Annotated in this window: 24 protein-coding genes; 14 read left to right on the top strand and 10 right to left on the bottom strand. The window is 71.3% G+C overall.

Features of this window, described 5'->3' with window-relative positions:
- Positions 1–21: 21 nt before the first annotated feature.
- A complete protein-coding gene (locus AB0N78_RS03855) occupies positions 22–1,173 on the bottom strand; it encodes an aminotransferase class V-fold PLP-dependent enzyme (RefSeq protein ID WP_363386050.1) in 1,152 nt (383 codons plus the stop codon).
- Between the two features lie 69 nt (positions 1,174–1,242).
- Here AB0N78_RS03855 and AB0N78_RS03850 point away from each other — a divergent pair, with 69 nt between their 5' ends.
- Positions 1,243–2,367 (top strand): D-alanine--D-alanine ligase family protein, encoded by a 1,125-nt coding sequence (locus AB0N78_RS03850; protein WP_363386048.1) that lies wholly within the window; start codon positions 1,243–1,245, stop codon positions 2,365–2,367.
- A 25-nt stretch (positions 2,368–2,392) separates the two neighbouring features.
- Here AB0N78_RS03850 and AB0N78_RS03845 read toward each other — a convergent pair whose 3' ends face one another.
- Positions 2,393–2,923, bottom strand: a complete 531-nt coding sequence (locus AB0N78_RS03845; RefSeq protein ID WP_363386046.1) for a DUF3515 family protein — start codon at positions 2,921–2,923, stop codon at positions 2,393–2,395.
- A gap of 41 nt (positions 2,924–2,964) precedes the next feature.
- Between AB0N78_RS03845 and AB0N78_RS03840 the strand changes: the two genes are divergently transcribed.
- Positions 2,965–3,957: a thiamine-phosphate kinase gene (locus tag AB0N78_RS03840; protein ID WP_363386044.1), complete on the top strand. Its 993-nt coding sequence runs from the start codon at positions 2,965–2,967 to the stop codon at positions 3,955–3,957.
- A 22-nt stretch (positions 3,958–3,979) separates the two neighbouring features.
- Here AB0N78_RS03840 and AB0N78_RS03835 read toward each other — a convergent pair whose 3' ends face one another.
- Positions 3,980–4,498, bottom strand: a complete 519-nt coding sequence (locus AB0N78_RS03835) for a GNAT family N-acetyltransferase (protein WP_363386042.1) — start codon at positions 4,496–4,498, stop codon at positions 3,980–3,982.
- Positions 4,499–4,581: 83 nt separating this feature from the next.
- A complete protein-coding gene (gene rpmB / locus AB0N78_RS03830) occupies positions 4,582–4,773 on the bottom strand; it encodes a 50S ribosomal protein L28 (RefSeq protein ID WP_363386040.1) in 192 nt (63 codons plus the stop codon).
- Positions 4,774–5,010: 237 nt separating this feature from the next.
- On the opposite strand from rpmB, the gene AB0N78_RS03825 reads away from it, so the two are divergent.
- The 11 genes from AB0N78_RS03825 to mutM all read left to right on the top strand — a co-directional run bounded on the left by AB0N78_RS03825 (position 5,011) and on the right by mutM (position 14,977).
- Positions 5,011–6,252, top strand: a complete 1,242-nt coding sequence (locus AB0N78_RS03825; protein ID WP_363386038.1) for a DAK2 domain-containing protein — start codon at positions 5,011–5,013, stop codon at positions 6,250–6,252.
- Complete coding sequence (locus AB0N78_RS03820) at positions 6,249–8,519, top strand: ATP-dependent DNA helicase RecG (protein ID WP_363386036.1); 2,271 nt, start codon at positions 6,249–6,251, stop codon at positions 8,517–8,519. The genes AB0N78_RS03825 and AB0N78_RS03820 overlap by 4 nt, the downstream gene beginning before the upstream one ends.
- A gap of 41 nt (positions 8,520–8,560) precedes the next feature.
- Positions 8,561–9,253 (top strand): ABC transporter ATP-binding protein, encoded by a 693-nt coding sequence (locus AB0N78_RS03815; protein ID WP_363386034.1) that lies wholly within the window; start codon positions 8,561–8,563, stop codon positions 9,251–9,253.
- Positions 9,250–10,854, top strand: a complete 1,605-nt coding sequence (locus tag AB0N78_RS03810) for a DUF6297 family protein (RefSeq protein WP_363386032.1) — start codon at positions 9,250–9,252, stop codon at positions 10,852–10,854. The genes AB0N78_RS03815 and AB0N78_RS03810 overlap by 4 nt, the downstream gene beginning before the upstream one ends.
- The gene (gene rsmD, locus AB0N78_RS03805; protein WP_363386030.1) at positions 10,851–11,429 is read left to right on the top strand and encodes a 16S rRNA (guanine(966)-N(2))-methyltransferase RsmD; all 579 of its coding nucleotides are present in this window, start codon (positions 10,851–10,853) and stop codon (positions 11,427–11,429) included. The genes AB0N78_RS03810 and rsmD overlap by 4 nt, the downstream gene beginning before the upstream one ends.
- Before the next feature lie 9 nt (positions 11,430–11,438).
- Positions 11,439–11,927, top strand: coding sequence for a pantetheine-phosphate adenylyltransferase (coaD, locus tag AB0N78_RS03800; protein WP_363386028.1), 489 nt, complete (start codon positions 11,439–11,441; stop codon positions 11,925–11,927).
- The gene (locus AB0N78_RS03795; protein WP_363386026.1) at positions 11,924–12,397 is read left to right on the top strand and encodes a hypothetical protein; all 474 of its coding nucleotides are present in this window, start codon (positions 11,924–11,926) and stop codon (positions 12,395–12,397) included. Before coaD ends, AB0N78_RS03795 begins: the two co-directional genes overlap by 4 nt.
- 110 nt (positions 12,398–12,507) lie before the next feature.
- Positions 12,508–13,089, top strand: coding sequence for a DUF177 domain-containing protein (locus tag AB0N78_RS03790; RefSeq protein ID WP_363386024.1), 582 nt, complete (start codon positions 12,508–12,510; stop codon positions 13,087–13,089).
- A 2-nt stretch (positions 13,090–13,091) separates the two neighbouring features.
- Positions 13,092–13,286 (top strand): 50S ribosomal protein L32, encoded by a 195-nt coding sequence (rpmF, locus tag AB0N78_RS03785; RefSeq protein ID WP_363386022.1) that lies wholly within the window; start codon positions 13,092–13,094, stop codon positions 13,284–13,286.
- A 41-nt stretch (positions 13,287–13,327) separates the two neighbouring features.
- Complete coding sequence (rnc, locus tag AB0N78_RS03780) at positions 13,328–14,080, top strand: ribonuclease III (protein ID WP_363386020.1); 753 nt, start codon at positions 13,328–13,330, stop codon at positions 14,078–14,080.
- 6 nt (positions 14,081–14,086) lie between these two features.
- Positions 14,087–14,977, top strand: a complete 891-nt coding sequence (mutM, locus tag AB0N78_RS03775) for a bifunctional DNA-formamidopyrimidine glycosylase/DNA-(apurinic or apyrimidinic site) lyase (protein ID WP_363386018.1) — start codon at positions 14,087–14,089, stop codon at positions 14,975–14,977.
- Here mutM and AB0N78_RS03770 read toward each other — a convergent pair.
- Positions 14,974–15,924, bottom strand: coding sequence for an NAD(P)-dependent oxidoreductase (locus tag AB0N78_RS03770; protein ID WP_363386016.1), 951 nt, complete (start codon positions 15,922–15,924; stop codon positions 14,974–14,976). The two genes, mutM and AB0N78_RS03770, sit on opposite strands and share 4 nt — an antisense overlap.
- A gap of 136 nt (positions 15,925–16,060) precedes the next feature.
- Between AB0N78_RS03770 and AB0N78_RS03765 the strand changes: the two genes are divergently transcribed.
- Positions 16,061–16,690 (top strand): response regulator transcription factor, encoded by a 630-nt coding sequence (locus AB0N78_RS03765; RefSeq protein WP_363386237.1) that lies wholly within the window; start codon positions 16,061–16,063, stop codon positions 16,688–16,690.
- A gap of 110 nt (positions 16,691–16,800) precedes the next feature.
- Here the strand turns inward: AB0N78_RS03765 and AB0N78_RS03760 are convergent, their stop codons facing one another.
- The 5 genes from AB0N78_RS03760 to AB0N78_RS03740 are packed head-to-tail and all read right to left on the bottom strand — an operon-like array spanning position 16,801 to position 24,732.
- Positions 16,801–18,564, bottom strand: a complete 1,764-nt coding sequence (locus tag AB0N78_RS03760) for a GAF domain-containing protein (RefSeq protein WP_363386014.1) — start codon at positions 18,562–18,564, stop codon at positions 16,801–16,803.
- Positions 18,549–20,474, bottom strand: coding sequence for a thiol reductant ABC exporter subunit CydC (gene cydC, locus AB0N78_RS03755; RefSeq protein ID WP_363386012.1), 1,926 nt, complete (start codon positions 20,472–20,474; stop codon positions 18,549–18,551). Before cydC ends, AB0N78_RS03760 begins: the two co-directional genes overlap by 16 nt.
- Positions 20,474–22,153 carry a thiol reductant ABC exporter subunit CydD gene (gene cydD / locus AB0N78_RS03750; protein ID WP_363386010.1) on the bottom strand — a complete coding sequence of 560 codons (1,680 nt, stop codon included), beginning with the start codon at positions 22,151–22,153 and terminating at the stop codon, positions 20,474–20,476. The genes cydC and cydD overlap by 1 nt, the downstream gene beginning before the upstream one ends.
- A gap of 16 nt (positions 22,154–22,169) precedes the next feature.
- The gene (gene cydB, locus AB0N78_RS03745; RefSeq protein WP_363386008.1) at positions 22,170–23,222 is read right to left on the bottom strand and encodes a cytochrome d ubiquinol oxidase subunit II; all 1,053 of its coding nucleotides are present in this window, start codon (positions 23,220–23,222) and stop codon (positions 22,170–22,172) included.
- Between the two features lie 16 nt (positions 23,223–23,238).
- Positions 23,239–24,732, bottom strand: a complete 1,494-nt coding sequence (locus AB0N78_RS03740) for a cytochrome ubiquinol oxidase subunit I (protein WP_363386006.1) — start codon at positions 24,730–24,732, stop codon at positions 23,239–23,241.
- Positions 24,733–24,979: the final 247 nt, after the last annotated feature.

Below are 24,979 nucleotides of genomic sequence, written 5' to 3'. Positions count from 1 at the left end.
TCACCGCCAGCCCGGGGACGGTCACCGTCCGCTCAGTGCCTGATCCAGGTCGCGCCAGAGGTCCTCGACGTCCTCGATGCCGACACTGAGCCGCAGCAGATCCTCCGGCACGGTCACCGACTCCGACGGCAGCCGGCGACGGCGCTCGATGGTCGACTCCACACCGCCCAGGCTGGTGGCAGGCACCCACAGCCCGAGCGCCGCCACGACCGCATCCGCCCCGTCTGCTCCGCCGGTGGGGCGAAGACCGATCACTGCGCCGTAGCCGGTCATCTGGGCGGTGGCCCGGGCGTGCCCCGGATCGTCGGGCAGCCCGGGGTGACGCACCTCGACCACCTCCGGGTGCGCGGACAGTCGACGGGCCAGCTCCAGTGCGTTGGACTGCGCCCGTTCCATCCGCAAGGCCAGGGTGCGCACGCCGCGCAGGGCCAGGAACACCTCCGCCGGACCCGCGATGGCCCCGTGCAGGGTGCGGTAGGTGAGAAGCCGGTCGTAGAGCTCGGCATCGTCGGTGAGAGCGGCACCCAGCACGACGTCGGAGTGCCCGGCCAGGTACTTGGTCACCGAGTGCACCACCACGTCGACGCCCAGGGCGAGCGGGCGCTGCACCAGCGGGGTGGCGAAGGTGTTGTCCACCACCGTCAGTGCCCCCACCTGCCGAGCGGCGGCGACCAACGCGGGCACGTCAGCGACCTCCAACATCGGATTGGTCGGCGACTCGATCCACACCATCGAGGTGCCCGGGGTGATGGCCGCGACCACCTGGTCGGTCTCGGCGATGTCGACGATCACCACCTCGACCCGAGAACGTTCGCTCAGATCGGCCAGGTACCCGTGCAACGCCTGGTACGCGTGCCGGGGCACCACCACCCGGCCACCGTGTGGGATCAGGGACAGCGCCGCCGCGATGGCTGCGAGCCCGGAGCCGTAGACCAGTCCGGGCTGTGTCGCACCCTCCAGCCGGGCCAGGGTGTCCTCGAAGGGCACCCAGGTCTCGGTCCCGCCGCGGGCGTACAGCAGCTCTGGCGGAGCACCGGGCACCCCCTGGGACACATAGGTGGAGGAGAACACCACCGGCGGATTCACCGGCGCCCCCTGCACCCGGGTCGGGCGACCGGCGGACACGGCCACCGTCGCGGGGGAGAGCTGGTCCAGATCATGGTTCTGCGGCACGGATCGCACACTAAACCCGCCGACCGCGCTGCGGGGAGCACGGTCCACGGATCGGTAGGCTCGGGGCCGATGTCCACTTCATCCGCACCCCGTCCCCGCGTCCTCGTGCTCTTCGGAGGGCGCTCCGGTGAACACGCCATCAGCTGCGCCACCGCGGGCGGGGTCCTGCGGGCCATCGACCGGGAGCGCTATGACGTGCTGCCGATCGGGATCACCCCGCAGGGCCGCTGGGTCCGGGTGGCCGACGACCCCGACCAGTGGGCGATCACCGACGGTCACCTGCCCGAGGTGGCCGAGGCGCCGGAGCGGGTGCTGCTGCCCCAGGAGGCGGGGGCCCGTGAGGTCCGGGTGATCGAGCCCGGTCTGCCCGCCGCCGACCTGGGCCCGGTCGACGTGGTGCTGCCGCTGCTGCACGGCCCCTACGGGGAGGACGGCACTCTGCAGGGCATGCTGGAACTCGCCGATGTGCGCTACGTCGGCGCTGGTGTGCTGGCCTCCGCGGTGGGCATGGACAAGCACTTCATGAAGGTGGCACTGGCTGCTGCCGGGCTGCCGGTCGGCCCCTTCGCCACCCTGCGCGGTGACGACTGGGACACCGACCACGGCGGCATCCGGGCCCGGGTACAGGCCCTTGGTATGCCGTTGTTCGTCAAGCCCGCCCGCGCCGGTTCCAGCCTGGGGATCACCCGGATCACTGACCTGACCGAGTTGCCCGCGGCCATCACCGAGGCGCAGCGACACGACCCCAAGGTGGTCATCGAAGCCGGGATCGTCGGCCGGGAGATCGAATGCGCGGTGCTGGGTGGTCGCGGTGGCGCCCGGGGGCGCGCGTCGCTGCCCGGCGAGATCGTGGTGACCGACGCCGAGCACACCTTCTACGACTTCGAGGCGAAGTACCTGGATGAGGCGGCGGTGTCGCTGCGCTGCCCGGCTGATCTGCCCGCGGAGGTGATCGCCCGGGTGCAGGACGTCGCGGTGCGGACCTTCGAGGCCATCGACTGTGAGGGCCTGGCCCGGGTGGATGTCTTTGTCACCGAGGACGGTGAGGTCATCGTCAATGAGATCAACACCATGCCCGGGTTCACCCCGTACTCGATGTACCCGCGGATGTGGCAGGAGTCCGGGCTGAGCTACCCCGACCTGCTCGACGAGCTGTTGCAGCTGGCGTTGGAGCGTCCGACCGGGCTGCGCTGAACCAGCGGCCACGCGCAGGGCGGGCTCAGACGCAGGACCGGTCCGCGGGCACCTGGGACACGGCCGGAACCAGAGCGTCCAGGAAGGTCGTCGACCGGTCACCGACCACAGCGGCCGGCACCTGCACCTCGATGGCCGGATCGCGCCCGTAGCTCAGGAACGTCCAGTCCGACCCGCCGGGGTCCGACGCCGGGTCCAGTGTCGCCGTCGGGCTCGGCGAGGTGCCGTCGGCGGGCAGTGACTCCGCGCGCACCAGCCAGTCCACGGTCGCGCCGGAGGCGGTCTCCATCGTGACGCACTGTTCGGTGGTCGGACCGGGGGGTTCGACCCCGCAGCGCAGCACTACTGCCTGGTCCGGTGTGCCCCAGGCGGCGGTGGCCTGACTCGTGGTGTCGAGCCGGTCCAGTCCGTCGCCGAGCGAATCGGGCAGTGCCAGGATCACCCGCGCGCACTCCGGGTCCTGCGCGTACTCGGCGGCGGGCACCCCGACCGTCTGGGCGCAGCCGGACAGGATCAGGACAACGCCCCCGAAGGCGACGGTGCGACGCAGGCTCATCGGGCCAGGCTAACCGGCAGCGCTCGGCTACCGTGACCGGCGTGAATGACGCCACACCCGCGCCCGTTCCCACCGGGATCACCGTCGCCGAGCTCGGCGAGGAACGCCTGCTGGCCCGGATCTTGCCGCTGCTGCCCACCGGCGACCACACCCTGATCGGGCCCGGTGACGACGCCGCAGTGGTTGCGACGCCGGACGGACGGTTCGTGGTGTCCACCGATGTCCTGGTCGAGGGCCGGCACTTCCGCTCGGACTGGTCGGACGGGCGTGCGGTGGGACGGCGCGCTGCGGCGCAGAACCTGGCGGATGTCGCGGCGATGGGTGCCCGGCCCACCGCGCTGGTGGTGTCATTGGTGATCCCCGGGACGTTGCCGGTGTCCTGGGTGGAGGGTCTGGCGCAGGGGCTGGCGGAGGTCGCTGGTCCGGTCGGGGCTGGGGTGGTCGGCGGAGACCTGTCGGGTGGTGACGCGGTGGTCGTGGCGGTCACGGTGCACGGGGACCTGGACGGACGTCCGCCGGTGCTCCGTTCGGGTGCGCAGCCGGGGGATGTGGTGGCGTTGGCCGGGACGGTGGGACGCTCCGCCGCGGGGCTGGCGCTGCTGTCCGCGGGTGAGGCCCGGGCCGAGGACGACGAGCTGGTCGACCGGTACCGCGCCCCGCGTCCGCCGCTCGCCGCGGGGCCGCTTGCCGCGCAGGCGGGGGCGACGGCGATGTTGGACGTGTCCGATGGTCTGCTGCGTGACGCGGGCCGGATCGCCCGGGCCTCCGGCGTGGTGCTGGATCTGGACCGTCCGGAGGAGGCGCTGGCGGAGGACCTCGAGGCGGTACGGTCCGCCGCGGACTCGGTGGGTGCGGACCCGGTGGCCTGGGTGCTGACCGGGGGAGAGGATCACGGACTGCTTGCGACCTTCCCCGGGCAGGTGCCCGCGGGATTCCGGGTGATCGGGCATGTGCGTGCTGGGGAGCCCACCGTCCTGGTGGCCGGGCGAGCGCCTGCGGTCGGAGGTCTGGGCTGGGATCACTTCGGCGGCTGATCACCGCGCGGAATCGGACGGCTCAGCCCCGGCGGTAGCGCACCTCGGACAGATCGGTGCCGCCGATCTGCTCGATCCGCTCGGTGCCGTCCGGGCTGAAACCGTGCCGCCGGTAGAAGTGACGGCCGCGCTCGTTCTCCGCCGCGGTCCACAGGGTGACGGTAGAGCGGGCCGGGACTTCGGCCAGGGCGGTCCGCATGAGGTCGCGGGCGATGCCGCTGCCGAACAGGGCCGGCTCCAGATAGACCGTGTAGATCTCCAGCGTGCGGGTGTCGGCGTCCTCGTCCCGGGACGGACCCAGCGAGAGGAAGCCGACAATGGCGTCCTCCTGCACGGCGACCCAGGTGGTGGCCCAGTCGGGGTGTTCCAGCAGATTGCGCCACCATCGACCGCGTTCGGCCAGGTCGAGGCCGTCCAGGTAGGAGTCGGGGAGCATGCCCCGGTACGCGCTCTGCCAGGACCGGATGTGGACCCCGGCGATGCCCTCGGCATCCGCGACCACGGCGGGGCGGATCAGGTGTTCGGCGCGCTGCTGCGACATACCGACCAGCGTGCCACAGCCCTCGGACAGCACGAAGGCCCGCACCGGAACGAATCCGGGCGGGCCTTCGCGGGGAACTGGGGTCAGATGGCGCGCTGCACCTTGCCGGCCTTGAGGCAGGAGGTGCAGACGTTCATCCGCTTGGGGGTACCCGCCACCACCACGCGCACGCGCTGGATGTTCGGGTTCCAGCGCCGCTTCGTGCGCACGTGCGAGTGCGAGATGCTGTGCCCGAAGGACGGGCCCTTGGCGCAGACTTCGCAGTTGGCAGCCACGGTCTTCTCCTGAATCGAATGATGCGTCCGCCCACGCGGGGCGACTCATGCTTGGTCGGATGGGGCGGCCCGCACCGCTGGCTCAGGGCCGGGGCGGAGCTGCCACCTGTGCCAAAACGCGAGACATCGCGGTCGGGCAACCGGGACAGATTAGCTCACGAGTCGGCTCGGACCCAAACCCACCCGGTACGGCACAGTAGTCCCCGGGACGTGAGGCGAGAGGAACTGTCGAGGAACGTGGCTGCGCGACTGTGGGACGGGCCGGTGCTGAGCCGGTGGCTGGTACGGGCGGTGGAGGGTCTGGCGCATGCCGGGCCCCGGATCGACGCGGTGAACGTCTTCCCGGTCGCCGATCAGGACACCGGGACCAACTGCCTGCTCACGTTGCGCGGTGCGCTCGATGAGGTCGGCGCGCTGGACCCGCAGGCCGACGGCCCGACGGTGCTCGCGGCTGCCGCCCGCGGGGCACTGCTGTCCGCCCGGGGTAACTCCGGGATGATCCTCAGCCACTGGTGGGCCGGGCTGGCCCGCGGTGCCGAACACGGGATGGCGGCGGCGCTGACCGGTGCGGCAACCTCGGCGCGCTCGGCGGTGATGCAGCCGGAGGCCGGGACGGTGCTCGACCTGGCCGACGAGTTCGCCCGCGCCGCCCAACAGGCATGGGACCCCGCGACGGATGACCCGGACCGTGTCGCGTTGGATGCCGCGCTGGCCGCCGGTCGCGACGCTCTGGACGCGATCAGCGCCCGGCACCCGGTGCTGCGCGACGCGCGGGTGCTGGACGCCGGGGCGTGCGCCCTGCTGGTGGTGCTCGGTGCCTGGACCCTCGATGACGCTCCGTCCGACCTGTCGTGGCTGCCCGAGTCCGCCCCCACGGCGCTGCCCGCCGCCGGGCTGTCCGGATTCGAGGTGATGGCCGTCCTGCCCGCCGGGGACGATGACGTGCTCCGGGCGGCGCTGGCTGCGGTCGGCGACTCGGTGGCGGTGGTGACTGAGCCCGCCGGCCCGGGACAGACCGGCAGCCGGATCGGGCGGGTGCGCCAGACCCATGTGCACACCCCCGACCCTGCCGCCGCCCTCCGGGTGCTGCGCTCGGCGGCAGGCGGCACGCCCCTGGCGGCGACGGTGCATGCGCTCGATGCGGCGGAGTGCGCGGCGGTGGCCGTGACCGGGTCGCCGGAGCGGGCGCAGGAACTGACCCGGGCCGGAGCCGTGGTGGTGGTCGTTTCGGATGATCCCTCCGCGTCGGCATGGGGTCACGCGCTGGGGCGGGCGGTCCACGACGCTCGCCGTGGAGGTCCGCATGCCCCCGTCGCCGCGGCGACCGTCGATCGGGACCCGCTCCCGGTGCTGCCGGGAGCCTGGGCGCGTGACTGCGCTGCGGTGCTGCCGCCGGACACAGTGCTGGTCGCTGAGGCCGATGACGACGACCGGGTGCTGGCTGTCCTGCGTGCGCTGACGGGGCAGGTGCAGGGATGACCGGCCGAGCGCAGGGCGGACAGTCCGGTGGTTCCGGCCCGGCCCCTGAGGATGCGGTGGTCCGTCCTGGTCCGCTGCTCGACCAACCGATCGGTGCGGTGCTTGGCAAGGCCACCGGGGAGAAACTCGCCAAACTCGGCCTGAACACGGTCGGTGAGCTGCTGCGGCACTACCCGCGCCGGTACGCGCACCTCGGGGAGATGACCGATCTGGCCTCGCTCACCCCCAAGGAGCATGTGACGGTGATGGCGCGGGTCGCCCAGGCCACCGTCCGCACCACGCGCACCGGCAGTGCGCTGATGAACGTCGAGATCACTGACGGGCGCAGCACGCTCGGCCTGGTGTTCTTCGCCAAGCACAAGGGCGCGCTCCGCTATCACGAGGGCCGGTTGAAGCCGGGGGTCGAGGGGCTGTTCTCCGGGGAGGTCGGCACCGACAAACTGAACGGTCGTCCCCAGTTGGCGCACCCCACCTACCGGCTGATCGGCATCGATGTGGCCGATGAGGCCGAGGGGCGGGAGGAGGCGCGACGGCCGATCCCGCTGTACCCGGCCAGTGCCGCGGTGCCGACCGAGCAGATCCAGAAGGCCATCGGCGCGCTCTTCCCGGTGCTCACCCCGGCGGATGTGCCCGATCCGCTGCCGACCGAGCTCCTGACCCGTCGTCGGATGCCCGAGCTGTTGGGGGCACTGCGCGAGCTGCACCGACCGGAGGACGATCAGGAGATCCGCCGGGCGCAGGACCGGTTGAAATTCGAGGAAGCCTTCGTCCTGCAGACCGAGCTCGCCCGGCGTCGAGCCCGGGTGGCACGGGAGGGCGCGGTGGCCCGTCCGCGCCGTCCGGGCGGGATCCTGGACGCCTTCGACGCGCGGCTGCCCTTCACCCTCACCGAGGGCCAGCTCCGGGTCGGGGCCGAGTTGGCGACCGAGATCGCGGGGGAACGGCCGATGCAACGGCTGCTCCAGGGGGACGTCGGCTCCGGTAAGACGGTGGTCGCACTGCGGGCGATGTTGCAGGTCGTCGACGCCGGGGGTCAGGCGGCGCTGCTCGCCCCCACGGAGGTGCTGGCCGCCCAACACGAGCGCACTCTGCGTGCTCTGCTCGGCGAGTTGGCCGAGGCGGGGATGCTCGGCGGCGCGCAGGACGCCACCCGGGTGGTGCTGCTCACCGGTTCCCAGTCGGCGGCGGCACGGCGGCGTGCGCTGGCTGAGGCTGCCTCCGGTGCGGCCGGGATCGTGGTGGGCACCCATGCGCTGTTGTCCGAGCAGGTGCAGTTCGCCGACCTCGGACTGGTGGTGGTGGACGAGCAGCACCGGTTCGGTGTCGAGCAGCGTGACACCCTGCGCGCCAAGGCCCGCAGCACTCCGCACCTGCTGGTGATGACCGCCACCCCGATCCCGCGCACGGTGGCGATGACCGTCTTCGGTGACCTGGAGACCTCGGTGTTGGACCAGATGCCCGCGGGCCGCGCCGAGGTGGTCACCCATGTGGTGCCCGCCGGAAACGACCGGTGGATGCAGCGCACCTGGGAGCGGGTGCGTGAGGAGGTCGCCGCCGGGGGACGGGCCTATGTCGTCTGTGCCCGGATCGACCCCGATGCCAAGGACGACGACGGTGCCGAGCTGATCGCCGACGACGGTCCGACCAAGCGGCCACTGCGCGCGGTGCTGGAGGTCGCCGAGGAGCTGAGCGCCTCCCCGGAGCTCGGCGGGGTCCCGGTCGGGGTGTTGCACGGCCGGATGACCCCGGAGGAGAAGGAGCGGGCGCTCGCGGACTTCGCCGCCGGGACCGTGCCCGTGCTGGTGTCCACCACCGTGGTCGAGGTCGGGGTGGATGTCCCCGATGCCACCGTGATGGTGGTGCTGGACGCAGACCGCTTCGGGGTGTCTCAGCTGCATCAGCTCCGCGGGCGGATCGGTCGTGGCAGCAAACCGGGCGTCTGTCTGCTGGTCGCCAGTGCGTTCCCGGGCAGCCCGGCCGAGACCCGGTTGATGTCGCTGGCCGAGACCCGGGACGGTTTCGCGCTGGCGGCGGTCGATCTGGAACTGCGACGCGAGGGCGATGTGCTGGGCGCGGCACAGTCCGGTGGGGCCACCTCACTGCGGCTGCTGCGGGTCACTCGGGACGCCGACGTGATCGATGAGGCGCGCACGGAGGCACGGGCAGTGATCCACGACGACCCGGAGCTCGTGGATCACCCGCAGCTGCTGGCGGCCATCGAGCTGCTGCTGGACGGGGAACGCGAGGAGTTCCTGGACCGGACGTAGGGCGTGTGGGGCGGCCCGGCGGCGTGCGTAGGCTGGCCCCCGTGTCGAAGCCGCCTGTCATCCGTGCCGTCGATCTGCGCGTCGGGTACGGCGGGGAGCCGGTGTGCGCCCCCGTGTCCTTCGCCCTGCCGCCCGGACGGGTGCTCGCCCTGGTGGGGGCCAACGGGTCGGGCAAATCCACTGTGCTGCGCGCGGTCCTCGGCCTGCTGGAGCCCGCGGGGGGCACGCTCCAGGTGTGGGGCCGCGATGTGGATGAGCGTGAGGTCGGCTTCCGCACCCGGGTGTCCAGCGTCCTGGACGACGACGCCTACTTCCCGGCGCTCACCGTTGCCGAACACCTGTACCTGACCGCCCGCGGGCACGGGGTGGCGGGTGCCGATGACGTGGTGCACGAGCTGTTGGCGGAGTTCGGGCTGGCCGATCACGCCGACTCGCTGCCGGTGGCGCTGTCCTCCGGGCAACGGCGTCGACTGCTGCTGGCCGCCGGTCTGGTGCGGCCACGTTCGCTGCTGGTGCTCGATGAGCCGGAGCAGCGCCTGGACGTGGCGATGCGCGACCGGCTGGCCGACCGCCTGATCGCGGAGAAGCAAGCCGGGGGCGCGGTGCTGCTGGCCACCCATGACCCTGACCTGCTGCGCGCCTGCGCGGATCGCGCCGTCCTGATCGCCGACGACGAGTGCCGCCTGCTCAGCCCAGATGCCGCCGCCGAGGCACTACGCCCGGGGGTGCTGTGACCACCGTCGACGCCCCGGTGCTGCGGCCCGGGGACGGTGTCGGGGCGATCCCCGGTCCGCGGTCGATCCGCCGGTTCACCGCCGCGGTCGCCCGCACTAAGGCCGGGGCCAGCCTGGGCTCGGTGCTGAACGACGCCTACTACGCGGCGATCATGCTGGCGATCGGCATGGGGGTCGCCCTCGGCATCGCGGGGCAGCTGCGTGCCTCGTTGCCGCCGCAGGACGATCAGTCGCTCGGCGAGGGGATCAGCCTGCCCACGGTGGTCGGCGTGGTCGCGGTGGCCCTGCTCGGTGCGGTGCTCTCCTTGGCCGGACGACTCGGCCCGGTCGGTGCGGAGGGTGCGGAGGCCGCCTGGTGGCTCGACCTGCCGGTGGACCGTCGTGGCCTGCTGCGTCCCGCCTCGCTGCGCATCCCGCTGCTGGCCGGTGTGGTCGGTGGCCTGCTGCTGGCCTTGCTCGACGGCGGACTGCTCGCCGATCACGGGTTGGGCCACGTGCTGCGGCTCGGGGTGCTGGCGGTGCTGGTGTGCGCGGCGGTGGTGTTGCTGGCCGGACTGGCGCAGACCGTGCAACTCCCGCGCCGGACGGTGGCGTTGATCGGTGATCTGGTGATCGCGGCGGCCCCGGTGCTGGCCCTGATCGCGGCCTTCACCGGGTGGCGGCTGTCCGCGCTGCCGGATCTGCCGGTGTGGGCGCTGGCCGCGCTCGCGGTGGCCACGGTGGCGCTGGGGTGGTGGCAGGACCGGCGACTGGGCCGGATCCGTGGCCGAGACCTGCGCGAGAGCGGATCGGTGGCCTCCCAGGCTGCCGGTGCGGTCGTCTCGCTGGATTCGCGCGAACTGGGTCAGGCGCTGTCGGAGGCCTCGGCCCGGCAGCGGCGACGCAGGTCCCAACGGATGCGGCTGGTGCGGGGTCCCAAATCCGCCATCGTGGTCGCCGATCTGACCGTGTTGCTGCGTTCCCCGCGACACCTGGTGCAGCTGGTGGTCTCGGCGCTGGTGCCGGTGCTGGTGGTGGTGACTCCGCGGTTGGCCGGGGCGTTGGGGGTCGGGCTGGCCGTGCTGGTCAGCGGCTATGTCGGCATGCTGGCCACCGCTGAGGGTGCCCGGCGGGCGGAAATGGCCCCGATTCTGGACCGGTTGCTGCCGATGTCCGCTCAGGCCACCCGCCGCACCCGTCTGCTGGTGCCCGCCCTGGCGATGTTGCTGTGGTCGCTGGTCGCGTTCAGTGCGGTGGGGTTGTGGCACGGTGACTTGCCCGGCTGGATCGCGCTGGGGGTGGCCTCCACGCCGGTGTGGGCCGGTGCCGCGCTGCGCGGGGCTTTCCGCCCGGCACCCAATTGGCAAGGTCCGCTGGTGTCCACCCCGGCCGGGGCGCTGCCCGGTGGGGTGCTGGCCGTGCTGGCCCGCGGCCCGGATGTCGCGGTGCTCGGACTGATCCCGGTGATCATCAGCGTGGCCCTGGGCAAGGTGCTGCTGCCGGTGCTGGCCGTGCAGCTGGTGTTCTCCCTGATTGCCTGGACCGTGGGGGCGAGTACCCAGACCAAGCCGCTGATGGAGCGTTTGATGGATACCCAGGAATCGTTGGAGAAGCGGTCGTGACCCGGATCGTCGCGGGGGAGTGGGGCGGCCGGGTGCTGGCGGTCCCACCTGCGGGCACCCGTCCGACATCCGAGCGGGTGCGGGAGGCGCTGTTCTCCCGGCTTGAGCACCTGGACGCGGTCGAGGGCGCGCGGGTGCTGGACGGCTATGCCGGCTCCGGGGCGCTCGGCTTGGAAGCCCTCAGTCGTGGTGCCGCGCAGGTGGTACTGGTGGAGCTGGGTCGGACCGCCGCCGAGGTGTGCCGCCGCAATGTGGCCGACCTCGGGCTGCGCGACCGGGCACAGGTGGTCAAGGACAAGGTCGAAACCTTCGTGACCCGCCCGGTGGCCGCACCCTGGGACCTGGTACTGCTCGACCCGCCCTACGACGTCTCGGTGACCACCGTCGACCGGATACTGACCGACCTGGTCCCGGCGCTCGCCCCGGAGGCGGTGGTGGTGGTGGAACGGTCCTCGCGCGGGGTCGCACCGACCTGGCCGGAGGGGTTGGCCGATCTGGGGACCAAGGCCTACGGCGAGACCGTGGTGCACCTGGCCGAGCGAGTTGCCGATGAGCCCGCGGACGAGCCCAGGTAGGTTGAGCCGGTGACCATCGCCGTCTGCCCCGGATCCTTCGACCCGGTCACTCTCGGGCACCTGGACGTGTTCCGGCGTGCCCGGTCGCTGGCCGACGAGCTCGTCGTCCTGGTGGCGCACAACTCGGCCAAGCAGGCCTTGCTGTCGGTCCAGGCCCGGGTCGAGCTGATCCGCTCCGCCACCGCCGAGCTGGACGGGGTGCGGGTGCAGGCCGTCTCCGGGCTGCTGGCTGACGCGCTGCGCGAGCTGGGTGCCGATCTGGTGGTCAAGGGCATCCGCGGTGGGGCGGACTTCGACGCGGAGCTGCCGATGGCACTGATGAACCGGCATCTGTCCGGGGTGGAGACCGTGTTCGTCCCCGGCGACCCGGCGCTGGCCCATGTCGCCTCCTCGCTGGTCAAGGACGTGGCCCGGCACGGCGGTCGGATCGAGGACCTGGTGCCCGCCGGGGTGGCCGAGGCGGTCCGGAGCGCACTGACGTCAGGAGAGAGCCGATGAGTGACCAGACCGACGGACTGAATGGGGTGCTCGACGCCCTGGAGCAGGCGGTGACCGGTGCCCGCCCGATGCCGATGTCGTCCTCGGTGCTGGTCAGTCGGGCCGAGTTGCTGGACCTGATCGCCCAGGCTCGTGATGCGCTGCCCACCCAGATCGCCGACGCCGCCCGGGTGCTTACCGAGGCCGACGCTGCCCGCGCCGCTGCCCGTGAGGAGGCCGAACGGATCGAGGCCGCCGCTCGTCGTCGTGCGGAGGAGCTGGTCAGCGAGCAGGCCGTGATCGAGCAGGCCGAGCAGCGGGCCGCCGAGATCGTGCGCGCGGCGCAGGAGCGCGCGGTGGAGCTGCGACGCGAGGCCGACGACTACTGCGATCGACGGTTGGCGGACTTCGAGATCGACCTCGGCAAGGTGCTCGCCCAGGTGCAGGCCGGACGCGCCAAACTCGCCCAGCGGCTCGACGACGGGGTGTGACCGAGTCGATTCGGTAACCGCGGTCTGGTGCCGTAGGATTGGTCGCTGGTCCTGCCGGTGATTCCACCTGTGGACGGGACCGAGAACCCTCAGCTAAGGAACCGTGGACCGTGGAGCGCGCGACTCACCTCGATCCCCGTTCGCCGTTCGTGCTCGATTCACACGAGCTCGGTCGGCGTCCTGGGTCGATGCGTCATGTGCAGCGCACGGTCGAGGCTCCGGAGGATCTCGGGACCGAGGTCATCGGCGTCCCCGTCGGCACGAATGTCGAGCTGGATCTCCGGCTCGAGGCCGTGATGGAGGGGGTGTTCGTCTCAGGTTCCGCCAAGGCCCGGGCGGTCGGGGAGTGCGTGCGCTGCTTGGATGAGGTTGTCGAGGACATCGACGTCGCCATCCAGGAGCTGTACGTCTATCCCGAGCGTGCCGCTGCTGCGTCGGAGGCCGGGGACGAGGAGGACGAGGACCTGCGCGAGCTGGACGGCGAGTTGATCGACGTCGAGCCCGCATTGCGGGATGCGGTGGTGGTTGCGCTACCGTTCCAGCCGTTGTGTCGGGACGACTGCCCGGGGCTGTGTTCCATCTGCGGAGCGCACCTGGCTGATGATCCCGAACACGGGCATGAGACCCTAGACCCTCGGTGGGCTGCGCTTGGCGGCCTGCAGAGCACGCTTGACGATCAGAAAGAGAGCTAGCCGTGGCTGTTCCGAAGCGCAAGATGTCGCGCAGCAACACCCGTGCGCGTCGGTCGCAGTGGAAGACCACTGCCACGACGACGAGCACCTGCCCCCGCTGCAACGCGGTGACGCGGCCCCACCAGGCCTGCCCCACGTGCGGCACCTACAAGGGCCGGGTGTACGCGGACGCGATGCGGTCCGAGCACGCGGGCTGATTGCCCCGTCGTTGGCCGTCCTCGGATGGTCGCCGGTCAGCATGAGCACCACCGCAGCACAGCTTGCCGAGCAGCTCGGGATCCATCTGGACCCCGAGCTGCTCGTGCTGTCACTGACCCATCGCTCGTTCGCCCACGAGGCGGGTGGCATCCCCACCAATGAGCGACTGGAGTTCCTCGGTGACACCGTCCTCGGACTGGTGGTCACCGAGGAGCTCTACCGCCGGTACCCGGATCTGTCCGAGGGTGAACTGGCGAAGATGCGCGCCGCCTCGGTGTCGCAGCGTGCCCTGGCCGCCGTCGCCCGGACCCTCGATCTGGGCGCGTACACCCTGCTCGGCAAGGGTGAGATCGCCACGGGCGGTCGGGAGAAGGACTCAATCCTCTCTGACACTCTGGAGGCCCTGTTCGGCGCGGTGTACCTGTCGCACGGCCTGGAGCCCTCCCGCGAGCTGGTACTCCGGCTGGTCGGCCCGACCCTGACCGCTGCCTCCCATCTGGGTGCCGGCCTCGATTGGAAGACCAGCCTGCAGGAGCTCACCGCCCAGCTCGCGTTGGGGGCACCCACCTATCAGGTGACCAGCGACGGCCCCGATCACGCCCGGGTGTTCTCCGCTGAGGTGGTGATCGCCGGGCAGGTGCGCGGCACCGGCACCGGATCGGCCAAGAAGCTCGCGGAGCAGCAGGCCGCCGAACACGCGTGGACCACGCTGTCCGCCGAGCAAGCCGCGTCGCAGAACGCCGTTGACGCCGGGTCCGAGGCGGACACCGCGCACGCCGCACTCGCCGACTGACCGACCGTGCCCGAACTGCCCGAGGTCGAGACCGTCCGCGACGGTCTGGAACGCCATGTGGTCGGCCGCCGGATCGCTGGGGTCGAGGTCCGTCGACCCGCGAGCATCCGTCGGCACCTGGGCGGTGCCGCTGATCTGACCGGGCGGCTGGCGGGTCGACGCTTCACCGCCGCCGTACGCCGCGGGAAGTTCCTCTGGTTGCCGCTGGGCGATCCGGAGTCGGATGACGCGCTGCTGGCCCACCTCGGGATGAGTGGGCAGCTGCTGGTGCGCTCCGACCCGAGTGAGGGCGGCGACCACCGCCACCTGCGGGTGCGGTTGCTGCTCGAGGATGGCGGCACACTGGACTTTGTCGACCAGCGGACCTTCGGGCACCTGGCTGTGGTCGACCTGGAACCGACGGTGGACGGTCGTCCGGGTGGGGCCGGGTCGACGGCGGCGCTGGTGCCCGCACCGGCCGCGCACATCGCCCGTGACCTGCTCGACCCTGCGCTGGACCGGGACGCGCTCACCCGGGCGCTGCGTCGCAAGCGCACGGTGGTCAAGCGGGCGCTGCTGGACCAGACGCTGGTGTCCGGGGTCGGCAACATCTACGCGGACGAGGGGCTCTGGCGTGCCCGGGTGCATCCCGAACAGCCGACCCCGGAGCTGTCCGTCGAGCAGGCACACCGGGTGTGGGACAGCGTGGCCGAGGTGATGCGTGAGGCGTTGCGGCAGGGCGGGACCAGTTTTGATGCGCTCTACGTCAACGTGAACGGTGCCAGTGGGTACTTCGACCGGTCGCTGGCGGTCTACGGCCAGGGTGGTCGCGCCTGCCCACGCTGCGGCGCTCCGGTGGTGCGGGAGAAGTTCATGAACCGCTCCTCGCACTTCTGCCCGGTCTGTCAGCCGCTCTAGCGCCGGACCTGGTTCCGCAGCGGCTCGCCCCGGTGGAATGCCGCGATGTTGTCCGACAGCAGCGTGTCCGCCCCGACCGGACGACCCCCGGCGGCATGCGGGGTGAGCAGCAGATTCGGCAGATCCCATAGTGGCGAGTCGGCCGGGAGCGGCTCGACGGCGGTGACGTCCAGGGCCGCCCCAGCCAGCCGCCCGTCCTGCAGGGCGTGCACCAGCGCGCCCTCATCCACCGTGGATCCTCGCCCGACGTTCACGAACACCGCGTGGGCTGGCAACCGCCGCAGCACGCCGTCGTCGATGATCCGCCGGGTCGCCGCGGTGGCCGGCAGGATGTCGATCAGCACGTCGGTGCGGGGGAGCAGATCCATCGCCTCCGCGGCGGTCACCACCGGGTAGCCGGCGCGCTCACCCGCGGTGGAGGCGATCCCCGCCACCTGCGCGCCCAGCAGGGTGAGCGCCGGGGCCAGCCGAGCCGCGATGGAGCCGAATCCCCAGATCAACACTCGGGCACCGCACAGCGAGGTGAAACCCGCCCCGTCCGATCCCGGGATCGGTTGCAGACCGCCCAGGTCGGTGGACCACTGGCGCCGTTGCCCCGCCCGCACCGCGTCGGGCAGCCGTCGGGCGAGGGCCAGGACCAGCGCCAGGGTGTGTTCGGCCACCGGGCCGTCGTGCAGCCCTCGCCCTGAGGTCACCTGCACCTGCGGGTCGAATCCCGCCGCCAACACCGCGTCCGGGCCGGCCGCGAGGGACTGCACCCAGCGCAGTCCGTGCAGGTTACGCGCCGCCTCAGCCAGGCGGTCTGTCGGATTGCCCCAGGCCACCAGGACCTCGGCGTCACGCCATTGCTCGGGGATGGGCTGGTGGACGTCGTACTGCGCTGTGCGCACCCCGTCGGGCAGGCGCGGGTCGAGCGTGATCGTGTCCGGGAGCAGCACGAGTGTCATGGGGGTGAGCGTGACGCACCCGGGGCCGCGCGCGCCAGCCCCGATGCGGGCTTGAGACCCAGGCAATCGCTAGGATGAGCGGGTGTCCGCGACGAATGCCACCCCTGAGCCCGCTCGCACCGCCCCGATCTCGGTCATGATCGTCGACGACCACGAGGTCGTCCGGCGAGGCATTGCCGAGGTCGTCGAACGCGCCGACGGCATGAAGGTCGTCGCCGAGGCGGGGTCAGTGGCCGATGGCGTGCGCCGGGCCGGTTTGGTGCACCCCCAGGTCCTGCTGGTGGACCTGCAACTGCCCGACGGCACCGGGATCGATCTGATGAACCAGATCCGGACCCTGCTGCCGGATGCCCGGGCGATCGTGCTGACGTCCTTCGACGACGATGACGCCTTGGCCGCCGCCCTGGAGGCCGGTGCCGCCGCCTACCTGCTCAAGAGCGTGCGCGGGGCGGAGATCACCGATGTGATCCGCGCGGTCGCTGCCGGTCGCACCCTGCTGGACGAGCGCACGGTCACCCGTCGCCGGGCCGGACACGAGGACCCGACCGAAAATCTCACCCCCAGCGAGCTCAAGGTCCTGGACCTGATCGGCGACGGCATGTCCAACCGCGAGATCGCCGAGAAGCTGGGTGTGGCGGAGAAGACGGTCAAGAACCACATCACCTCCTTGCTGTCCAAGATGGGCTTGCAGCGGCGGACCCAGGTGGCGGCGTGGGTGGCGGCCCGTCGGCACTCCAGCTGGCGCGCCGACAACAGCCAGCACTGATCACTGTCGGCCACCGTCAGGACAGGGCCGCTGCGCCGACACGGGGCGCAGCGTTGGCCATGACCGGTTGAGCAGCGTCCCCAGTGGTCTCCCGTGGGGACCGCAGCCGATCAGCCCAGCGGAACTTCCCAGCTGAGCAACGTGCCCGCACCCTCGGGTGCTGCCCCGAGGGAGAACGTCCCGCCGTGCTGGCGCGCGCGGGTGGCCAGGTTGCCGGTGCCGGACCGTCGGTCGCGCACGGCGGGCAACCCGATGCCGTCATCACGGACCTCCACCCGGACGGTGCCGGTCGGACCCTGACCGTCGACGCACACCCGCACCGACACCGAGGAGGCGTGTGCGTGTCGGGCAGCATTCGCCAGCCCTTCGCGGACCACCGCCACCACGTCATCGGTGCGGTCCTGCCCGATTCGCTCGTCCACCAGGTCGGCCACGATGTAGTCGCCGTCCGGCACGGTCTCGCCGTCCAGCTCCACGATCAGTGAGGGGGCGAAGCCGAGTCCGGTCCGGGCCAGGGACGCTTCCCGGCGCAGGCGCTCGATGATGCCGGTGGCTGCATCCGGGTCACGCAGGGCGTACACGATCTGCCGGATCTGGCGAACGGACTCGTCGACATTGTCCAGCGCCTCCTCCACGATGCTGGTCAGCTCCGCCGGGTCGACGCCACGGGCGGAGCGACGGCGCACCGTCTCCAACTGCATGCCGGTGGCGAACAGCTGCTGGATCGCCAGGTCGTGCAGATCCCGGGCGATGCGCTCGCGCTCGTCCAGCAGGGCCGCGACGTCCTGTGCATGCCGCGCCTCGGCCAGCACGAAGGCCAGTGCCGCCTGGGAGGCAAAGGACTCGGCGGTGGTCAGGTCGTGCGGCTGGAACACCGGGGCGCCTACCCGGCGCAGCAGGATCAGCACACCGACGCCACGCCCGGAGGTCTGCAACGGGGCGAAGATCGCCGATCCGAATGCGCGCATCGCGGGGATCTTCACCTGGCGGGAGGCGGAGATCGACTCCACCAGCATGCCGGAGCCCTCCTGCATCACCGCCCAGGAGCTGCCGTCCTGCGGGAGTGCGGAACCGATCAGGCTGTCCGCGTTGTACCCGTCGGCCAGCTCGATCAGGAGCTCGCCCCCCATCCCGGGCAGTGCCAGGGCCGCCGCGTCCGCCTCGGCCACATCACGGGCGGTCGCGGCGATGTGGGCGAGGGCATCCTCCTCATCGGCTCCGGACAGCAGCATGGTGGTGATCTCCTGGCCCGCGCGCAGCCAGTGTTCACGACGGGCGCCCTCGGAGAACAACTGGGCGTTGGCGACGGCCACACCGGCGGTCGCGGCCAAGGCGATCACGGTGGTGTCGTCCTGGTCGGTGAAACCACCCTTCTTGTCGGCCAGGTACAGGTAGCCGTAGACCTGCTCACGGACCCGCACCGCTGCGCCGAGGAACGAGCCCATCGGCGGGTGGTTGCTGGGCCAGCCCTCGAATGCCGGGTGCTGGGTGAGGTCGGCAAGGCGCAGGACGCCCTGGTCCGGGATCTCGCCCAGGACGCCGCGGGCGTGCGGCGGGTGGCCCATCATCGCGGCCAGCTGCGCGGAAACCCCGGCCTGAACGAAGGTGGTCGACTCGCCGTGGGAATCCAGTACGTTGATCGCGCCATAGGCCGCGCCGGTCAGCTCCACCGATACCCGGACGAACCGCTCCAGCACCGTGGGCAGCTCCAGATCGGACGCCACCGACAGCACGGCGTCCAACAGATCGTTGAGGTGATCGCCGGACTCGTTCTGCGCACCGATCTCGACCCGCGGTCGTCCGTCGGGGTCAGTGAGGTGGATCGTGGTGGTGACGCCGTGCCCGGGGTGCCGGTCGGTCAGTTGGTCGGCCATGCGTCGTTCCCACCCTCGTCGAGCTCTGCGGCGTGGGCCTCACGGTACTGGGCATTGGTCTCCAGCAGGTGGTGATGGGTCCCGCGCGCCGCCACTCGGCCCTCGTCCAGCAGCAGCACCTCATCGGCGGCGGCGAGCGGGGCCAGGCGGTGCGTCACGACCAACACACCACGATCTCCACCGGTGGCACGGGCCAGCAGATCGCCGACCAGGCGGTCCGCAGTGCCCGGGTCCAGGTGTTCGGCGGGCTCGTCGATCAGGAGGAGGGGAGCGGGGGACAGCAGCGCCCGGGCCAGCAGCAGCCGACGCCGCTCACCGCCGGAGACACTGCGGGCATCCGATCCGAGGGCGGTCTCGACACCGTCCGGAAGCCCAGCCAGCCACTCGCCCAGTCCGGCGGAGGTGAGCGCCTGGACGGCCTCGCCCTCGGTGGCATCCCCCCGGGCCACCCGCAGGTTCTCCAGCACAGTGGTCTCGAAGACGTGGGCGTCCTCGGTGGTCAGCGACAACCTGGCCAGACGTGCCCCGGCGTCGGTGTCGGTGATCGGAACCCCGTCCAGCAGCAGATCGCCACCGCGCGACGGCAGGAACCCGGCCAGTGTGAGCAGCAGGGTGGTCTTGCCGATGCCCGAGGGGCCGACCACGGTCAGCGCACGGCCCGGGCGCAGCTCCAGATCGAGTCCGGTCAGCACCGGTGGCCGTCCGGGCCAGCCCACCGCGAGGTCGCGGGCGGTGATCACCGGGCCGCAGGCGGGGATGTCGACCGGACGGGGAACGTCCGAGGTCACGGCAGCGGACTCGGCCGGGTGACCGTCCACGGGTGTGGCTGCACCGGACCCGACAGCCCCACCACCCACCGACCCACGTCCGGGCTCAAGCTCGTCCGCCGCGTCGATCAGCGCCATCAGTCGGGCCGCAGCGGACCGGGACCGGTGCACCTGGATCGCCGCCGCGGGCAACACGCTGGTCGCCTCGAATGCCGCCAGCGGTGTCAGCACGATCACGGCCAGTTCCACCGCAGCAATCTGCCCGTTGGCCAGGGCGGGGATGCCGGTCAGGAGTGCGCCGAGCACCGCGATGCCCACCGCGACGTTGCCCAGAGCGGCGGCCACCGCAGCGGGTCCCGCACCGGCGTCGGTCGCGTCGGCCAGATCGGCATCGGCACCGCGGAGTCGGTCCAACTCACTGTCCGTGCGTCCCTGCACGGCCAGCGGCCCGGCGTCATCCAGCAGCCCGAGGGCGGCCGACGCCATCCGTGCTCGGGCATCCGCAGCCCGAGCCTCCGTGGCCTTCGCCGCGCGCTGGGCCAGCCACGGTGCGACCACTCCGGCGAGCACCAGGCACAGCGCGAGAATCAGGCCGGCCACCGGGAGGAAGGCCGACATCGCCACGACGGTGCCGACACCGAGAGCCAGGGCCACGGTGGCCGGGAGCAGGCCGCGCACGACCACGTCACCGACCGCATCCACATCCGCACCGACCCGCGCGAGCAGATCACCGCGGCGGACCGCCAGCGTGGCCTCGGGACGACCGGTGGCCAGCCGCGTGTACAGCGTGGTCCGCAGCGTGGTCATCCCGCGCAGGGCGACATCGTGTGACACCAGGCGGTCCAGGTACCGGAACACCCCGCGACCGATACCGAAGGCCCGCACGCCCACGGTGGCGACCGACAGCTTCAGCACCGGTGGCATCTGGGCGGCCCGGGTGATCAACCAGGCGGAGACCGCCGCGAGGGCGACCGCACAGCCCAGGGCCAGCGTGCCGAGCAGGGCGGACAACGCGAAGCGCCGACGGTCGACATCGAGCAGCGCCACTGCCCGCCAGAGCGGGTCGCGTCGTCGACCCCGGGCGGTGAGGGTGCCGGGGGTCGCGTCGACGGTGGGCTGCTCCGAGCGCAGCGGAGTGGTCATCACAGGCTCCCGTTCGGTGCCGGGGCGGTGATCGTCTCGGCCCGGACCTGGACCACCTGGTCGGCCAGCGCGATCAGCGAGGGGCGGTGGGCCACCAGCAGCACCGTGCGGCCGTCCGCACGCATCCGTCGGACGGTGTCCAGGACGACCCGCTCACCTGCGGTGTCCAGGTGCGCGGTGGGCTCGTCCAGGATCACCAGAGGGGCGTCGGAGAGCAGGGCACGGGTCAGGGCGATGCGCTGGCGTTGGCCGACGCTCACCCCCGCTCCGCCGCGGCCGAGGTCGGTGTCCCACCCGGCGGGCAGCTCTGCGATCACCCGGTCCAGACCGGTCAGGGCAGCAGCCTCGTCCCGGCGGGCGGCATCGACGTCACCGACCAGCCGGCCGATGGTCGCTGGTTCCAGCACCGGACGCTGGGGGAGCCACGCCACCTGCGGCCAGTAGGTCCGGGAGTCGACCTCGGACAGCGGCAGCCCGACGTCGTCGGGGCCGATCACCTCGGCGGTGCCCGAGTCGGGGCGCAGCAGACCGAGCAGCAGCTCGATGGTGGTGGATTTGCCGGCCCCGCTGGGCCCGGTGACCGCCACGGTGCTGCCCGGCGTGATGGTCAGATCCAGGTGAGCCGGTGCGAGCTGGTCACGTCCGGGTGCCCGCACTGTGACGTCGGTGAGTCGCAGGCTGCTCTGGCGCAGGTCCGGAGCGGGCCGGGTCCCGGTGTCCGGCAGGGGAGTCTCCAGCACCTCGAAGACCTGCTCGGCTGCGGCAACCCCATCGGTGGAGGCGTGGAACTGCGCGCCCACCTGGCGCAGCGGCCAGTAGACCTCCGGTGCCAGGATCAGCACCGCGAGGCCGTCGACCAGCGTCATGTTCCCGTAGACCAGACGCAGGCCGATGCTCACCGCGACCAGGGCGACGGAGAGCGTGGTGAGCAACTCCAGCACCATGCCGGACAGGAAGGCGATCCGCAGTGTGCCCATCGTGGCCTTGCGATGCGCGTCACCGAGGGCCTGCACCCGACGCACCGGACCGCGCTCCCGGCCGAAGGCACGCAGCGTGGCGATCCCGGCGATCAGGTCGAGCACCTGCGAGCCGAGCCGTTGCATGACGGCCAGGCCACGTTCGGAGCGGCCCTGGGTGAGCTGTCCGACCAGGATCATGAAGATCGGGATCAGCGGGAGTGTGCCCGCTGCGATGGCTGCGCTGATCCAGTCCAGTCCGAGGATGACCACCAGCGTGGCGGGGGTCACCGTGGCCGAGAGCACCAGCTGCGGCAGGTACTTCACAAAGTACGCGTCGAGGGCGTCCAGTCCCCGGGTGGCCAGTGTGACCACGCGGGGACCGGCGCCCTCGGCCAGCCAGCGCGGGCCCAGGGCCGCGGCCCGGGCCACCACCTGTTCGCGCAGCTCGGCCACCGCACGGGTGGCGGAGCGGTGTGCGTAACGCTCCTGCACCCCGGTGGCCAGGGCGCGGGCAGCGATGACCACTGCGAGCCACCCGATCCGCGGCAGCAGGTCGGTCAACGGGACGCCGTCATGGGCCGCCGAGGCCAGCACCTGCGCGAGCAGGATGGCATGGGCGATGACGAGTCCGGCGGTGACCAGCCCGAGCGCCACTGTCAGGGCCAGATAGCCCCGGGCGGCACGGGCGTAACGCAGCAGTCGCGGATCGAGCGGCTTCACGCGGTCAGTGTCCCCCTCAGACCTGAGAGGGGGTGGAGTCCTTGCGCGCGGTGACCTGCGCGAAGGTGAGGCCGGCGTGCTCGGGGATGTGGTCGGCGGAGATCCGCTTGCGGAACACCCAGTAGGTCCAGCCCTGGTAGAGCAGCACCACCGGGGTCAGGATCACGGCCACCCAGGTCATCACCGTCAGGGTGTACGACGTGGAGGATGCCGCCTCGATGGACAGCGAGTTCGCCGGGTCGAGGGCGGGCATCACATTCGGGTACATCGACCCGAAGATCAGCACCACCGCGGCCACGATCACCACCGCCGAGCTGATGAAGGCCCAGCCCTCGCGCCGCATCCGGGTCGCGAACACCGTGCCCACCAGACCGAGGGCCGCGACGACCACGGCCGCCCAGGTCCACGCCACGGAGAAGGCCAGCTGAGCCCAGATCGCCCAGGCCGCGGCGACCACCAGGGTCACCACCGACAGGGTGGAGGCGAGCTTGCCCGCCTTCTCCTGGATCTGCCCGGAGGTCTTGAGCGCGAGGAAGATCGCACCGTGGGTGACGAAGATCATCGCGGTGGTCAGACCACCGAGCAGAGCGAAGGGGTTGAGCAGGGCGAAGAACCCGCCCACGTACTGGTAGTCGGCGTCCAGCTCGACACCGCGCACCAGGTTGGCGAAGGCCACACCCCACAGCACCGCCGGCACATAGGAGCCGAAGACGATGCCGCGGTCCAGCCAGGCCCGCCAGGTGTCCGAGTTGATCTTGCCGCGCCACTCGAAGGCGACGATGCGCACGATCAGCGCCATCAGGATCAGGAACAGGGCGAGGTAGAAGCCGGAGAACATCGACGCGTACCACTCGGGGAACGCGGCGAAGGTGGCACCACCAGCGGTGAGCAGCCACACCTCGTTGCCGTCCCAGACCGGGCCGATGGTGTTGATCATGACGCGGCGGTTCTTGTCGTCGCGGCCGAGGAACGGCAGCAGCATGCCCACGCCGAAGTCGAAGCCCTCGAGGACGAGGTACCCCGTCCACAGGACGGCGATCAGCAGGAACCAGAGGATCGAGAGGTCCATTGCGGTGACTCCTGCCTCAGTAGGCGAACGACAGCGGCCGGTCGGCGGACGCGGGGTCGTTCGGGTCGGGCTTGTTGTCCGGGTTGTCGGGGGAGACGTCCTTCTCCTTGTCGGCGACGCCTTCCACTGCGTAGCGCTTCATCAGGCGGAACCACACCACAGCGAGCACCCCGTAGAGCAGGGTGAACAGCACCATGGAGATGATCACCTCGGTGGGGCTGACCACCTCAGAGACGCCGCGCTCGGTGAGCAGACGAATCTGGTCGATGCCGCTCGGGTTCGGGGCCACCACCCAGGGCTGACGGCCCATCTCGGTGAAGATCCAGCCGAAGGCCGACGCCAGGAACGGGGTCGGGATGGCCCAGATAGCGAGCCGGCCCAGCCACTTGTTGCCCGGCACCTTGCCCTTGCGGGTCATCCACAGCGCGGCCAGGGCCAGGGCAGCCGATCCGAGTGCGAAGCCGATCATCAGGCGGAAGGACCAGTAGGTCACCGTCAGGTCGGGGATGTAGTTGACGTCGGTGGCACCGTCGCCGTAGCGCTCGGTGTACTCCTGCTGCAGGTCGTTGACCCCGCGCAGCTCGGAGGAGAAGTCGTTGTTGGCCAGGAAGGAGAGCAGTCCGGGGATCTGGAGGTAGTGGGTGACGCCCTCACAGTTGTTGGTGAGGTCGCCGACTGCCAGCAGGGAGAAGCTCGCGCCCTCCTCGGTCACACAGAGCGCCTCGGCTGCGGCCATCTTGGTGGGCTGCTGCTCGAACATCAGCTGGCCCTGGGCGTGGCCGGAGATGGCCAGGCCCACGCCCGCGATCAACATCGTGACCACACCCATCTGCACCGCCGGGCGGTACACGGTGCGCGCCTTCTCGGCCTGGCCCTTGCGGACCAGCCGCACCATCCACCAGGCGGCGATGCCGGCGACGAAGGTGCCCGCGGTCAGGAACGCCGCGGTGATGGTGTGGGGGAAGGCTGCCAGCAGCGTGTTGTTGGTCAGCACCGCCCAGATGTCGGTCATCTCGGCGCGACCGGTCTCGACGTTGAACTCCGCGCCGACCGGGTGCTGCATCCAGGAGTTGGCAGCCAGGATGAAGAAGGCCGAGAGGTTCGTGGCCAGCGCCACCGCCCAGATGCAGGCCAGGTGGATCTTCTTGGGCAGCTTGTCCCAGCCGAAGATCCACAGGCCGAGGAACGTCGACTCGACGAAGAACGCGGCCAGGGCCTCCATGGCCAGCGGTGCGCCGAAGACGTCACCGACGAACCGGGAGTACTCGGACCAGTTCATGCCGAACTGGAACTCCTGGACGATGCCAGTGGCCACGCCGATCGCGAAGTTGATCAGCAGCAGCTTGCCGAAGAACTTGGTCAGCTTCAGCCAGGTCTCGTTCTGGGTGCGCACCCAGATGGTCTGCATGATGGCGACCAGCGGAGACAGTCCGATGGTCAGCGGCACGAAGATGAAGTGGTAGACGGTGGTGATACCGAACTGCCAGCGTGCCAGGTCGAGGGCTTCCACAGGGGGCTCCGTCCGGGGTTACTGAGGGCGTCGTGGGGGCCGGATGCGGTCAGGTGACCGCGCTGTCGAAAGTATTGCGCCCGCGTTCACAAGCATAGGACGAAGGTCCCGCGATCTGACACCCTGTCGCTTCGTCGTGACGTGTCGCACACGCGTGATCTAGGGCACTGTGCGATACTCGCTCTCGGCAGCAGGGCCTCACACACCCTGTGCGCTGACTTTGCGAGTACGCCTCACCGGCGCGCCG

It is taken from the genome of Cellulomonas sp. NPDC089187 (assembly GCF_040685135.1).
In the GTDB taxonomy this organism is placed as follows: domain Bacteria; phylum Actinomycetota; class Actinomycetes; order Actinomycetales; family Cellulomonadaceae; genus Cellulomonas.
The sequence above is the reverse complement of the archived record's forward strand: the minus strand, read 5'-3'. Positions and strand labels throughout refer to the sequence as shown.